Origin of the sequence: Nonomuraea sp. SYSU D8015, assembly GCF_008065375.1 — a bacterium.
Lineage (GTDB): Bacteria > Actinomycetota > Actinomycetes > Streptosporangiales > Streptosporangiaceae > Nonomuraea.
This window is the reverse complement of sequence record NZ_VJYI01000024.1, coordinates 1-13,672: the sequence shown is the minus strand read 5'-3', so window position 1 is coordinate 13,672 and position 13,672 is coordinate 1. Positions and strand designations below refer to the sequence as shown.

Annotated in this window: 9 protein-coding genes; 7 read left to right on the top strand and 2 right to left on the bottom strand. The window is 68.0% G+C overall.

The features are described 5' to 3' along the window. Positions 1-22: 22 nt before the first annotated feature. Positions 23-1,375 carry a glycoside hydrolase family 43 protein gene (locus tag ID574_RS47960; protein WP_188195760.1) on the top strand — a complete coding sequence of 451 codons (1,353 nt, stop codon included), beginning with the start codon at positions 23-25 and terminating at the stop codon, positions 1,373-1,375. Positions 1,376-1,385: 10 nt separating this feature from the next. Continuing rightward, complete coding sequence (locus ID574_RS47955; protein ID WP_188195759.1) at positions 1,386-2,828, top strand: family 43 glycosylhydrolase; 1,443 nt, start codon at positions 1,386-1,388, stop codon at positions 2,826-2,828. 491 nt (positions 2,829-3,319) lie between these two features. On the opposite strand, the gene lexA is transcribed toward ID574_RS47955, so the two are convergent. Beyond that, positions 3,320-4,027: a transcriptional repressor LexA gene (gene lexA / locus ID574_RS47950; protein ID WP_223167826.1), complete on the bottom strand. Its 708-nt coding sequence runs from the start codon at positions 4,025-4,027 to the stop codon at positions 3,320-3,322. A gap of 1,416 nt (positions 4,028-5,443) precedes the next feature. Here lexA and ID574_RS47945 point away from each other — a divergent pair. From ID574_RS47945 to ID574_RS47925, 5 genes are all read left to right on the top strand, one after another. Next, positions 5,444-5,758: a LysM peptidoglycan-binding domain-containing protein gene (locus ID574_RS47945; RefSeq protein ID WP_188195758.1), complete on the top strand. Its 315-nt coding sequence runs from the start codon at positions 5,444-5,446 to the stop codon at positions 5,756-5,758. Between the two features lie 795 nt (positions 5,759-6,553). Beyond that, positions 6,554-7,009 (top strand): transcriptional regulator NrdR, encoded by a 456-nt coding sequence (nrdR, locus tag ID574_RS47940; RefSeq protein WP_043614619.1) that lies wholly within the window; start codon positions 6,554-6,556, stop codon positions 7,007-7,009. After that, the gene (locus tag ID574_RS47935; RefSeq protein WP_188195757.1) at positions 7,006-9,822 is read left to right on the top strand and encodes a vitamin B12-dependent ribonucleotide reductase; all 2,817 of its coding nucleotides are present in this window, start codon (positions 7,006-7,008) and stop codon (positions 9,820-9,822) included. Before nrdR ends, ID574_RS47935 begins: the two co-directional genes overlap by 4 nt. Before the next feature lie 200 nt (positions 9,823-10,022). Next, positions 10,023-11,087 carry a tyrosine-type recombinase/integrase gene (locus tag ID574_RS47930; RefSeq protein WP_188195756.1) on the top strand — a complete coding sequence of 355 codons (1,065 nt, stop codon included), beginning with the start codon at positions 10,023-10,025 and terminating at the stop codon, positions 11,085-11,087. Positions 11,088-11,103: 16 nt separating this feature from the next. Continuing rightward, positions 11,104-11,484, top strand: coding sequence for a helix-turn-helix domain-containing protein (locus ID574_RS47925; protein WP_188195755.1), 381 nt, complete (start codon positions 11,104-11,106; stop codon positions 11,482-11,484). Between the two features lie 1,397 nt (positions 11,485-12,881). Here the strand turns inward: ID574_RS47925 and ID574_RS47920 are convergent. Continuing rightward, positions 12,882-13,304, bottom strand: coding sequence for a hypothetical protein (locus ID574_RS47920; RefSeq protein ID WP_188195754.1), 423 nt, complete (start codon positions 13,302-13,304; stop codon positions 12,882-12,884). Positions 13,305-13,672: the final 368 nt, after the last annotated feature.

Sequence of the window (13,672 nt, the reverse complement as noted above, 5' to 3'; positions counted from 1 at the left end):
TAACATCGCGGAGGGCCGCTGGATGCGTACACATCGAGGCCATGGAAGGGCGTTATCCGGCGTCCTCGCGCTGCTCGTAGCCGTCGCGACCGTCGTGTTCGCGCCGGGCATCGCCCACGCCGCCGGCCCGGCGCCGCACTACCTGATGACCGCGTTCACCAACAGCAGCGAGTCGAACATGTACGTCTACGACTCGGTGAACGCCACCACCTTCAGCCTCGTCCGCGCCAACGCCTACACCCCGCCGTCCGGGCTGATCCGCGACCCCAGCGTGCTGCGGCACACCGACGGCTACTACTACCTCGTCTACACCACCAACTGGACCGGCGACACGATCGGGTTCGCCCGCAGCGCCGACTACGTGAACTGGACGTTCCTCCGCAACGTCACCGTCGGTCTGAACGGCGCGACCGGCAGCACCTGGGCACCGGAGTGGTTCAGGGACTCCGACGGGAGCGTCCACGTGATCTACTCGGCGTCCACGACGGGCACCGCGGGGCAGTTCCGGCCGTACCGGATCACCGCCACCAACAGCGCGCTGTCGTCCTGGAGCGCCCCGACCCCGCTCGGCATCCCGGCGAACTACATCGACAGCTTCGTCGTCAAGGTCGGCTCCACGTACCACAACTTCCTCAAGAACGAGACGACCAAGTACATCGAGCACGCCACCGCCACCTCGCTCAACGGCCCCTGGCAGTTCGTCGGCACCGGCAACTGGGCCGGTTGGGGCTCGGGGCTGGAGGGCCCGGCGCTGACCCGGCTGCCCGACGGCCGGTGGCGCATCTACTTCGACAACTACACCGGCGGCCGCTACTACTACGCCGACAGCTCGATCCTCACCTCGTTCGGCGCCAAGGTCGAGTTGCCCGGACTGTCCGGCACCGCCCGGCACTTCACCGTGCTGCGCGAGGATGTCGGCGACACGACGGCGGTGCCGACCGGCAACCGCTCGCTGCGCTCGGCCAACTTCCCCGACCGGTACGTACGCCACCGCGACTTCCTCGCCTACGTGGACCCGCTCAGCGCCTCCAGCCCGCTCGCCGATCGCCAGGACGCCACGTTCGCCGTCGTCGCCGGGCTCGCGCACTCGGGCTGTTACTCGTTCCGGGCGATCAACCACTCCGGCTACTACCTGCGGCACTACAACATGCGGCTGACCCTGCAACGCGACGACGGTTCGGCGATCTTCAAGGGCGACGCGACGTTCTGCGGCCGCTCCGGGCCGGTCGGCGGCGGCACGCTCTCGTTCGAGTCCTACAACCTGCCCGGCCGCTACCTGCGCCACTACAACCACGAGATGCGGCTGGACCTGTGGGCGTCCGGCTCGGTGTTCGCCTCCGACGCCTCGTACACGGTCACCTCCCCCCTGGCCTGAAGGACATCCGATGCCCTTGCGGAAAACAGCCATCGCCGCCCTGGCTACGCTGCTCGTCGTGTTCGCCAACCTGCTGTCGCCGGGCCCCGCCCACGCCTCGCCCGCCGTCCAATACACCAACCCGCTGGCCGCGCAGCGCGCCGACCCGCACATCTTCCGCCACACCGACGGCTACTACTACTTCACGGCGACCGTCCCCGAGTACGACCGCATCGTGCTGCGCCGGGCCACCACCATCCAGGGCCTGGCCGGCGCGCCGGAGACGGTCATCTGGCGCAAGCACGCCACCGGCGAGATGGGCGCGCACATCTGGGCACCGGAGATCCACTTCATCAACGGCAAGTGGTACGTCTACTTCGCCGCCGGCCGAGCCGATGACGTGTGGCGGATCCGCATGTACGTGCTGGAGAGCTCCAGCGCCAACCCCCTGACCGGCGCCTGGACCGAACGCGGCCGGATCGTCACGCCCTGGGACACCTTCTCCCTGGACGCCACCACATTCGTCGCGAACGGCGTCCGCTACCTGCTCTGGGCGCAGCAGGAGCCCGGCATCGCCACCAACTCCAACCTGTACATCGCCCGCATGGGCGCCAACCCCTGGACGATCACCGGCACCACGACACGCCTGACCATCCCCACGCTGGCCTGGGAGACGCGTGGCTTCAAGGTCGCCGAGGGGCCGTCGGTGCTGCAACGTAACGGCCGGCTCTTCCTCACCTACTCCGCCAGCGCCACGGACGCCAACTACTGCCTCGGCCTGCTGACCGCCTCGGCCTCGGCCGACCCGCTGCAGGCGTCCTCCTGGACCAAGAGCCCCGACCCGGTCTTCGCCTCCAGCGCCGCGACCAGCCAGTACGGCCCCGGCCACAACTCCTTCACGGTCTCGGAGGACGGGCAGAGCGACATCCTCGTCTACCACGACCGCAACTATCGCGATATTTCAGGCGATCCTCTGAACGATCCGAACCGACGGACCCGCGTCCAGAAGGTGTACTGGCGCGCCGACGGCACTCCGGACTTCGGCATCCCGGTGCCCGACGGGGCGACGCCGGTGCGGCTGATGTCGTACGACACGCCGGGGTCGGCGATCCGGCACTACGACTTCCGCGCCCGCCTGGACGCCAACGTCACGCCACTCGCGGACTCCCAGTTCCGGATCGTCACCGGCCTCTCGGGCTCCGGGACGGTCTCCCTGGAGTCGACCAACTTCCCCGGGTACTACCTGCGGCATCGCAACTACGAAGCGTGGGTGCAGCAGCGGGACGGCACCAGCCTGTTCAACGCGGACGCCAGTTTCCACCGCCGCACCGGGCTCGCCGGCTCGGGCACGGTCTCGTTCGAGTCGGTGAACTTCCCCGGGTATTTCGTCCGGCATCGTGCCGGCCAGGTCTGGCTGGAGCGGAACGACGGCACGAGCGCGTACCGAAACAGCGCCAGCTTCATCCTGGAGTGAACGTGCCGTCGACATGCGCCTGGCCGGGCGACGTAAAGACCCGCCCAGGCGCATGTCGACGGGGATGCGGTCAACGCATGGGACACCTGTCGGAGATGGCGGCCCGACGCGACGTGCCGAGACCACGCAGCACTGTCACGTACGGTGCCGCCACGAACGGTGCCGCCTGAGGCGGTGAGCGGAACCCGACGCCATGGACGAGTTGGGCCCGCATTCCCACGATCATCACTCCACCTGTGCTTCCTGATGTCCCCTGTGGCCGGTGTGACGGCCAAAGGGGGTGAAGGCAGGCGCGGAGCCGATCATGCGAGGGAACGGAGCCGGGCGTATGAGAGGTGTGGACTCGAGGTGTGTTACCCAAGCGAGGGATGAGGGCGGTGGGCATCCTCCATGCGGGGTCGGCGGTGCGGTGCCGTACCCCGTCGGTGCCTTGTTTCGGCGCGCGCCGGAACGCGGCGCGGCGATGTGGACGCGCGCCCGAGCCATCGCCCCTAGAGCCGGCGCAGGACCGCCACGACCTTGCCCAGGACGCTGGCCTCGTCGCCGGGAATGGGCTCATAGTTGGGGTTGTGGGGCACGAGCCAGACGTGGCCGTCCTTGCGCTTGAAGGTCTTGACGGTGGCCTCGCCGTCGATCATGGCGGCGACGATGTCACCGCTCTCCGCCACCGGCTGCTGGCGGACGACCACCCAGTCGCCGTCGGCGATCGCGGCCTCGATCATCGAGTCACCGGCGACCTGGAGCAGGAACAGCGTGCCCTCGCCCACGAGCTGCTTGGGCAGGGCGAAGACGTCCTCCACGCTCTCCTCGGCCAGGATCGGTCCACCGGCGGCGATGCGCCCGACGAGCGGGACGTAGGCGGCCGTGGGCCGGTTGACCGTGGACTCCTCGTCGGCCGCGTCAGGGTCGACCCAGAGCACCGGCTCGCCCGGCAGGCGCACCTCGAGGGCGCGCGGCCGGTGGGGGTCGCGCCTGAGGTAGCCCTTGCGCTGCAGCGCCGTCAGCTGGTGTGACACGCTGGACGTGCTGGTCAGCTGTACGGCTTCGCCGATCTCCCGCATGGAAGGCGGATAGCCGCGCTGTTGCACCGAGTCGCGAATCACTTCGAGGATCTTGCGCTGCCTGGGCGTCAGGCCCAGGGAGTCGCGTCTGCGCACCGCGAGGTCGCTGACCCCGTTTGCGTCATCCCGCTCGGTCATGCTCTTCCTCCTCGCCGGGCGGCCCGCCTCACCGGCGAACCTCCCGTTCTGTGGTCTCGATGTCGCACACAGCGACGTTATCGCTGTTGAAGATCATCTTCAAACAATTGTTCGAGTCTTCCTCGAAATTGTTGCCAGTGTGGTGTACAACATCGTACGGGAGTTCGATCGACACCGTGTTCGATTTGCTGATCTTTATTCGGCCTTTTCCTCGGGCCACACGGCAGGAGGTCATCCGTGCGAGCGACCACAAACACGAACACGACCAGCGAAGACGCCAAACAGCTCACACTCATCGCCGACGCCACGCAGAGTAAGGACCGACGGGGAGACAATACGCGGGGTGAGAGCGGCTCCCGGGTAAATTCCGGCAAGAGGTTGGGGCTCCGTTCGAGCGGTATGGGAAGGCGCGGAGGATCTTCATCCGGGGGCGGCGCGGGACGGGGTCAGGGGAGGCCCCATTTGCGGCTGGTTCCTCCACCGCGGTCCAGTGCAGACGCGGGCGAAACCGCCCCGAGGAGCGAAGTGCCGGCACGTTCGCCCCGCGGCGACACGCCCGCCGCCCGAAGGCGCGGCGACACACCTGCCGCCCGTAGAGCCGGCCCCGCCGGTCCGGCGTCGGAACCGCGTGGAGCGCTGGAGGCCGGGGCTCGACGGCGAAGGGCTCCTGTGGAGGGGCGCGGCGACCCGACGGGAAGACCCGGCGGTCGAGAAGGGTCCGGCATCCGGAAAGCCGGACGTCCGATCGACGGCGGCCCGGCCGGTCCTCCGGACGCCGAGCGGTGGCCGCCCGCTCAAGCCGGCAGAGGACGCCAAGGGATGGGAGCCGGTACGGGTAGGGGAGGACCCGGCACCGGCGCGAGGCCGCTCTTGGGCGCTGTCCGCGGCGGCTCGCGGACAGGCACAACGCGTGGAGGCGGTACGGGGGGCGGGCTCGCATCAGGCATGGAGCGGGGCGACGGCGTACGCGGCTCCGGCGCGGTCGCAGCGCCGCGCGGTCGCTGGTTCGGCGGGCGCGGGGAGCGAAGCGGTCGCGAGTCCGGCGGAGGCGTGGAGTCGGTCGGTCGCGGGTCCGGCGGGGGCGTGGAGTCCGGCGGTCGCGAGTCCCGGGTGGGTGCAGCGCCGCGACGTCGCGGGTCCGGTGCGGGCGCGGAGCTGCGAGGTCGTGAGTTCGGTGCGGGCGCGCAGCCGGGCGGCGATGTGGTGCGGGCGGGCAGGCGACGTGGAAGGGCTCCCGGTGCCGGCAAAGTGCGTGGTCGGCTTGTGGCGGCCGACGGACGGCCGGGATCCGGCGCTCGCAAACGGCGGGGAGGTGCCACGCCCGCCGAAGCGGCCCGTCGGCGGTGGGGGCGTCGTGGCATGGGGTGGCGGGATCGGCGGCGCTCTGGCCGGCTCGATCGCCGTTCCGCGCCGCCGGTGCGGCTGACCCGGCGCGGACGGGTCGTGCTGGTGGTCGCGGTGGCGCTGTTGTCGCTGGGCGGGTTCTGGCTCGGCACGCGTGCCGCCGGTCATGCGGCGGTGCAGGTGGTGGTGCCCAGCCATGCCGGGCTGCCATGGGTGGAGGTCCGTCAGGGCGACACGTTATGGGCGATCGCCGACGTGCTGTCCGGGGGTGAGAATCCTGGGGCTGTGGTAGAGGCGATCAAGCGGCTGAACGGCCTGCCGGACTCGATCATCCACCCCGGCACCCGGCTCTACGTCCCGAGAGACATCGCCGCCGTGGTGCGCTGATCCACCCTGGCGCTTGCTCGATCGGCGGGCTGCTCGGCTTCCCACCCGACGTCGCTCCTATCTGGTCACCGGTCGGAGGAAGCCAGACCACGGCGCCGAGGGCCCGAGGCGGCGCTGGGTCGGAGCGGCGCTGGGTCGGAGCGGCGCTGGACCGGGGCGAGGAACGGCGCCCGCTCCTGCCGTGCGATGCGGGTTATCGGATACCTGCCCCGGCCGGCCGGCAAGGGCGGCTGCCCCGGGTCGTCGCCCAGGGCTGCCTGCTCGAGCCCAACCCCCCGCCGAGGAGGTGGCCCGCAGAAGCGGTAGGCGGAGGAGGGTGCGGCGCAGTTCGCCTCACGGCGTGGCGCCCGAGGCGGCACCAACGCGGTTCACTCTCACGGCGTGGGGCCGAAGAGGGTCATTGGGTCGGTTCGCCTTACGGCAGGGTGTGCCGGTGGGGGAGTGTGTGTCGTTCGGTACGGTTGTGAGGCTCCTTCACGGACGTGTCGCAGCGCAATCCATGTGACGAAATCCAGGCGTCGACCTCGCCTCCCGCGCACGGCGACGACCTCGACACGCCGGAGGATTCGGAGGACCGGGGGCTGATCAGCGACTTCATCAGGATCGGCGGGCTCAACTTGCGTTCATGGTCGCACGCTTCTACGGTTGGACCACAACATCTAGTAGTTACACCGATGTAGTTCACCACACCTTGTGTTTCCGTGACCGCTCCATGGTCAGCCGTGGAGTGTGCGCGAGCGTCCCGTGACGACGGTTCCGGGCGGGTGGTGGCCGCAGGTCTAGGAGGCGAAAAGCGTGCACTGTCCGTTCTGTCGCCACCCTGACACCAGGGTCATCGACAGCCGCTCCACGGACGACGGCGCGGCCATCCGGCGCCGCCGGACCTGTCCGGAGTGCGGGCGCCGGTTCACCACTCAGGAGACCGTACTGCTCATGGTGAGCAAGCGCAGTGGAGTGACCGAGCCGTTCTCACGGGACAAGGTCGTCGCGGGCGTGCGGCGGGCGTGTCAGGGCAGGCCGGTCAGTGAGGATTCGCTGGCGCAGCTCGGGCAGCGGGTGGAGGAGGCGATCAGGGCCAAGGGCGCGGCCGAGATCCCCTCCAACGAGGTGGGGCTGGCCATCCTGGGTCCGCTGCGGGAGCTGGACGAGGTGGCCTACCTGCGTTTCGCATCGGTGTATCGCGGTTTCGAGAGCCTGGCGGACTTCGAGGCCGAGATCAAACAGTTGAAGGCGGAGAAGGGGGAGTCATGACGGAGACAGCCAGCGGTTCAGTCGCGCGCGGGGGCAAGCGTCCGCGTAAGGGGCTGAAGATGAAGCGGATCTTCACCAAGCCCGGCGTTCACCCGTATGACGAGATCCAGTGGGAACGCCGCGATGTCGTCATGACGAACTGGCGCGACGGCTCGGTCAACTTTGAGCAGCGGGGCGTCGAGTTCCCCGAGTTCTGGTCGGTCAATGCGGCCAACATCGTGACGACCAAATACTTCCGCGGCGCCGTGGGCACCCCGCAGCGTGAGTGGAGCCTGAAGCAGCTGATCGACCGGGTCGTCGGCGTCTACACCCGCACCGGCCTCGAGCACGGTTACTTCGCCGGCGAAGAGGATGCCGAGATCTTCGATCATGAGCTGAAGCACGCGCTGGCGCACCAGGTGTTCGCGTTCAACTCGCCGGTCTGGTTCAACGTGGGCACGCAGTCGCCGCAGCAAGTGAGCGCTTGCTTCATCCTCTCCGTGGACGACACGATGGAGTCGATCCTGGAGTGGTACAAAGAAGAGGGCGTGATCTTCAAGGGCGGCTCCGGCTCCGGGGTCAACCTGTCCAGGATCCGTTCCTCCAAGGAGTTGCTCTCCAGCGGCGGCACGGCCAGCGGGCCGGTGTCGTTCATGCGCGGCGCCGACGCGTCGGCGGGGACGATCAAGTCGGGCGGCGCCACCCGGCGGGCGGCCAAGATGGTCGTGCTCGACGTCGACCACCCCGACATCGAAGAGTTCATCGAGACCAAGGCGCGTGAGGAAGACAAGATCCGCGCGCTGCGGGACGCCGGCTTCGACATGGACCTCGGCGGCAAGGACATCGTCAGCGTCCAATACCAGAACGCCAACAACTCCGTGCGCGTCTCCGACGAGTTCATGCGCGCGGTGGAGAAGGGCGACAAGTTCGGCCTGCGCGCCCGCCTCAGCGGCGAGGTGATCGAGACCGTCGACGCCAAGGACCTGTTCCGCAAGATGGCCAAGGCCGCCTGGGAGTGCGCCGACCCCGGCCTGCAGTACGACGACACGATCAACGACTGGCACACCACCCCTGAGACGGGGCGGATCACGGCGAGCAACCCCTGCAGCGAGTACGTCCACCTGGACAACTCCTCCTGCAACCTGGCCAGCATCAACCTGCTGAAGTTCCTGAAGGACGACAACTCCTTCGACGTCGCCAACTTCGTCAAGCTGACCGAGCTGATCATCACTGCGATGGACATCTCGATCACGTTCGCCGACTTCCCGACCGAGAAGATCGGCGAGACGACGCGGGCATACCGTCAGCTCGGCATCGGCTACGCCAACCTGGGCGCGCTGCTGATGGCGACCGGCCACGCCTACGACTCCGACGGCGGCCGGGCGGTGGCCGGAGCGATCACGTCGCTGATGACCGGCGTGTCCTACCGCCGCAGCGCGGAGCTGGCCGGCGTGGTGGGGGCGTACGAGGGATATGCCAGGAACGCCGAGCCGCACAAGCGCGTCATGCGCAAGCACGCGGCGGCGAACGACGACCTGCGCACGATCGGCTCGATGGACGCCAAGATCCACGCGGAGGCGTCGCGGCAGTGGGCGGAGTGCCTCAAGCTCGGCGAGAAGAACGGCTACCGCAACGCCCAGGCGAGCCTCCTGGCCCCGACCGGCACCATCGGCCTCATGATGGATTGCGACACGACCGGCATCGAGCCGGACCTGGCGCTGGTCAAGTTCAAGAAGCTCGTCGGCGGCGGCTCCATGCAGATCGTCAACCAGACGATCCCGCGGGCCCTCAAGCAGCTCGGCTACCAGCAGGAGCAGATCGAGGCCATCGTCGAGTACATCGCCGAGCACGGCCACGTCGTCGACGCGCCGGGCCTGCGCAACGAGCACTACGAGGTGTTCGACTGCGCGATGGGCGAGCGGGCGATCGCGCCGATGGGGCACGTCCGCATGATGGCGGCCACCCAGCCGTTCCTGTCCGGCGCCATCTCCAAGACGGTCAACCTGCCCGAGTCGGCCACGGTCGACGACATCGAGCAGGTCTACATGGAGGGCTGGAAGCTCGGGCTCAAGGCCCTGGCCGTCTACCGCGACAACTGCAAGGTCGGCCAGCCGCTGTCGGCCGGCAACGGCTCCAAGAAGGAGGAGCCCGCGGAGCCCGAGGTCAAGGTCGTCGAGGTGCACCGGCCGACCCGGCGGCGCATGCCCAACCAGCGGCCGAGCATGACCACCCGCTTCACGGTGGGCGGCGCCAAGGGCTACATGACCGCCTCGTCCTACCCGGACGACGGGCTCGGCGAGGTGTTCCTCAAGATGTCCAAGCAGGGCTCGACCCTGGCTGGCGTCATGGACGCGTTCTCCGTCGCGATCTCCATCGGGCTCCAGTACGGCGTGCCGCTGGAGACGTACATGAGCAAGTTCGTGAACATGCGGTTCGAGCCCGCGGGCATGACGGACGACCCGGACATCCGCATGGCGACGTCCGTGATGGACTACATCTTCCGCCGGCTGGCCCTCGACCACCTGCCGTACGACGAGCGGGCGGCCCTGGGCATCTTCTCGGCGGCCGAGCGGGCCGCGCAGCAGCGCGGCGAGGACCCGGCGGCGCTGCAGGAGACGGTTGACCGGGAGGCGCTGGCGCAGTCGGCGCCGATCGAGGAGAAGCCCAAGGAGACGGCGGCCGACCCGGTGTCGGCGGCAAAGGAGCTGACGCTGGAGAGCCACCAGCGCTTCACGGCCGACGCCCCGCTCTGCATGACCTGCGGCACCAAGATGCGCCCCGCCGGCAGCTGCTACGTCTGCGAGGGCTGCGGCTCCACCAGCGGCTGCAGCTGACTCCCCGAAGTCATCCGGTCTAACCGGAACTCGGCGCTTCGGCTGAGGTCTTGCTGATGTTGGGTTTACAGGGAGGTTCGGCCTTTGGGCCGGACCTCCTTGCTATTGACGCAGGGCCCTCACATGCTAGTCTCCGGTTTAACCGGCACATCGCCGGTTAAACCGGAAGAGGTATTGTGGCGGATAGTCACCTTCGTCTCGTGCAGGGAACCCCTCAACAGGGGGTGCATGCGGAGCTCTTCGCCGACATGCTGCGGGGCTACGGCACCATGCTTTTGGCGGCCGGCAGGGATCGGCAATCGACCGGCAAGCTCCTGCAGATGCTTCGTGGATTCGTCGTGTGGTCGGACGCCTGGCCTTGGGAGTGGACTGCTCAGGACGTCGATGAGTGGTCGGCCGACATGCGTGAGCGTGAGATCGCACTGTCTACGCTGCGCAGCCGCCAAGGTGTAGTTCGCCGGTTCTGCGAGTATGCCGTCAACCCGCAGTACCCGTGGGTCGAGCGGTGTCAGGAGGCGTTCGGCCAAGTGCCGAAACAGGTCTGCCACGAATGGAACACCACCCGGCACATCGAAGAATACGATCACCGGCCGGAACGGCGCGAGGTCAGCCGAGACGAGCTGCGGGTGCTTTTCGACCACGTCGACGACCGGGTTGAAGAACTCGTGGCCGCCAACCACAAGGGCGCGGCGATCGCCTGGAGAAACGCGACCATGTTCAAGATTCAGTACGCCACTGGCGTGCGGGCGGGCGAACTCGTCAAGATCCAGACCTGCGATCTGCTGCCCCATCCGGTGGCGCCGCAGTTCGGCCGCTTGGCCGTCGTGAGAGTCCGCTGGGGCAAGCGTAGTAAGGGCGGCACTTACCGCCAACGCGGAGTGCAGATGGTCTTGGACTGGGCGGTCGAGGCGCTTCGCGTCTACTTGGAGGACGTCCGGCCGGTCTTCCCCGAAGGGCCTTGGCTGTGGCCCTCCGAGCGCTGCGACGCCTCCGGCCGTCAGCAGCCGCTCACGACCCGTACCTATCAGAGTGCCTTCGCGGACCGCCGCGATGCTTGTGGCCTGGACACCAACCTGACGCCGCACTGCCTGCGTCACAGCTATCTGACACATACCGCCGAGGCAGGCCGCGATGCCGCATGGCGGCAGCGCCAGGCCGGGCACAAGCTGGCATCGACGACCTCGAACTACACCCACATCGGCGAGGACCATATGAACCGTGAGATGACGGCGGCAATCGCCGACCTGACCGCGCGGACCCGGTAGCGGCAGCGGAGGAACCATGGCCCAGGCGACAGCCAAGAACGACGCCGGCGGTACTGCGCGCGGACCGCTGGTGCGGACCATGCCCTGGGGGCAGGCGGTGCGGTGGCAGCTGCCGGTACTGATGGCCAATGCCCAAATCCGGTTCGCCAAACAGGTCCAGGAACTGCTGACGGCCCAGGGGGTCAAGATCGGACACAGCCGCGTTCACGAGCTAGTGACCCAGGCACCGACACGACTCACCGTCGAGGTTCAGTTCGCGCTGTGCCGGATCTTCGATTGCACGCCGTCCGATCTGTGGCTCGACCTTGGTCAGGTCGCAACTGATCACGAGCCCGACCCCGCAGCCCGGCAACGGCTGCGCGGTGCGAAAGTCGTTCGCGCCGGTGAGTTCCTGTGACGGCCGCCAAGACTGCAGCCGAGATGGCTGAGGCTGTCCACGCTCGCCTTTCCGGCACGACGCTGGATGCTGTCACCGCCGCTATCAAAGCTTCCGGGCTGGCCCAGAGCGGTCTTGCGCGCTTCGTCAACCGTCTACAGAGTCCCGCGGGGGCAGAGTGGCCGAATGTCGCCATGACAGGGGAGGTCGCATATCAGCTGGCGGTTGCACTGCACGAGGCTGGCATCATCGACCGCATTCCCCCGTGCACGCATTGCGGACGCCCCCGTCGGGTGAACTCGCGAGGATCATCGCAGCCGACCTGCAAGGCTTGCGGGCCCCGCAATGCCGACGGGTCCAAGGCCCGGAGCGTTGATCCCGGCAGATCGACGTGCCCTGCCGGACTCCACAGGATGCCGGCATTGGCCTCACACTGCGACAACTGCGCTGACGATCAGGACACCGCTCTTGTCGAGCACGCGATCGTGCAGCTCGGTGCCAGCACCGACGCAGCGCAAAAGGTCATCGTAGACGTCCTTATTCACCGGATATCCCGACGCCGAGTGGCGGAATGGCTGCGCGCTGGCGGGTCACTGACTCAGGACAACGCACCCCCGCCGCTGGTTCAACGGCTTCGGCACGCCCTTGCTGCCGAACTGCCGCATCTTGCCCGGACCCGGTGCGCGGGCTGCGGAAGAGAGCGGCGTGTCCTTCCCCATCGAAGTGAAGACGGCCGTATCTGCGAGAACTGCTATCGGAAGACCTCAGCACGAATCGAGACCTGCCGGTCCTGCCGAAAGGAGCGCCACGTCGCCTGGCGCGACGAAGACGGCTGGCCCTGGTGCGCCCCATGCCGCCGACGCCATCCCGATGTCGCCAAACCATGCTGCCGCTGCGGGAAGACCGGACATGTCGCCGCGCGAACACCGGACGGGCCAATCGGACTCTGCTGCTATCAGACCCCTGTGGAGCAGTGCCATGGCTGCCTACGACACCGCCCTGTCTCCGCCCGGACCGGTGACGGACCGCTCTGCAAGTCCTGCGCCCGACGCCCCTTGGAAACCTGCGCCAATTGCGGACAAGAACGGCTGATCCCTCGGCTGAGGACCCGTGGCCGTCCCGGCTGGTGCTTCGGCTGCATCGCGCAGGCCACAGCGACGTTCGCCACGGTTGGCGAAGACCCTGCGGAGGCCGAAGACGTCGACAACCTGCGGTTAGCAGTATGCGTCGCCTGCGGCAGAGACCACGGCATCAGCTTCCTCCCAGACGGCCCGAGATGCTCCAGCTGCCGAGATCGGGCCATGCGTCGACGGGAGGAGTGCAGCCGCTGCGGGAAGACCAGACGCGTCTTCTTCATCCCCGGAGTCTGCAGCGAATGCCTCGGCGTCGACGTCGGTGGCACCTGCACTGGATGCAGGCTAGAGGACCGGCTCCACTCGGGCGGTCGTTGCGAAAGATGTGTGCTGACCGAGCGCCTCAGCAAGGTCTTCAACGATTGTGGAGACGCAGGCCGCGCGGTCGCCGAGCGGTTGGCCGCCAGCCCCAACCCCAGATCCAGCCTGAACTGGCTCGAGCAGAGCCCCACGGCGCAGATTCTTATCGGACTTCTTCGGCGCGAGCACAAACCCGCTCACGAAGATCTCGACGCGATCGCAAGCCTGGAGCGTGCCGATGGCAAAGCAGATCGGCGCCAAGCCGTCGAGAACGCCAGGATGATCCTCGTCGCGACCGAAGTTCTCGAACCCCGACATGCTCTCGCTGGCCGTTACGAAGCCTGGGCACGACAGGTGCTGGTCAAGGTCGAGCAGGCCGCCGACCGCTGGACTCTCCAGCAGTTCCATCGTCACCGGCTCCTACCATCCGTCGAAGGTCCATGTGAAGCAGGCAAGGCAACTCGTGGCACTGTGAGGCGAGCCCAGAACCAGCTACGTGCTGCGATCGACCTGCTGGCCTGGACTCAACTACGAGGCGGACTGACCGAGCTCGACCGATCAGGCGTCGACGAGTGGCTGGCAGGCCCGAGCACCCGCCACTGGGCCCGGGAGTTCTTGCTCTGGGCAATCCGCCAACGTCTGCTGGACCTTGAGGTGCCCCGGATCTTCCGGACAGGTCCCCAACTAAGGTTGAGGGAGAACCGGAAGGGAAGGCTGTGGCGGGGCGTAACCGACGATTCAGCCAGGAGTTCAAGGACGAAGCGGTCCGCATGGTG

What these genes read in the sequence shown, in the direction of transcription:
- lexA (WP_223167826.1), bottom strand. Translation starts at nt 4,027, where the DNA reads ATGACCGAGCGGGATGACGCAAACGGGGTCAGCGACCTCGCGGTGCGC.
- ID574_RS47935 (WP_188195757.1), top strand. Translation starts at nt 7,006, where the DNA reads ATGACGGAGACAGCCAGCGGTTCAGTCGCGCGCGGGGGCAAGCGTCCG.
- ID574_RS47960 (WP_188195760.1), top strand. Translation starts at nt 23, where the DNA reads ATGCGTACACATCGAGGCCATGGAAGGGCGTTATCCGGCGTCCTCGCG.
- ID574_RS47925 (WP_188195755.1), top strand. Translation starts at nt 11,104, where the DNA reads ATGGCCCAGGCGACAGCCAAGAACGACGCCGGCGGTACTGCGCGCGGA.
- ID574_RS47955 (WP_188195759.1), top strand. Translation starts at nt 1,386, where the DNA reads ATGCCCTTGCGGAAAACAGCCATCGCCGCCCTGGCTACGCTGCTCGTC.
- ID574_RS47920 (WP_188195754.1), bottom strand. Translation starts at nt 13,304, where the DNA reads ATGGAACTGCTGGAGAGTCCAGCGGTCGGCGGCCTGCTCGACCTTGAC.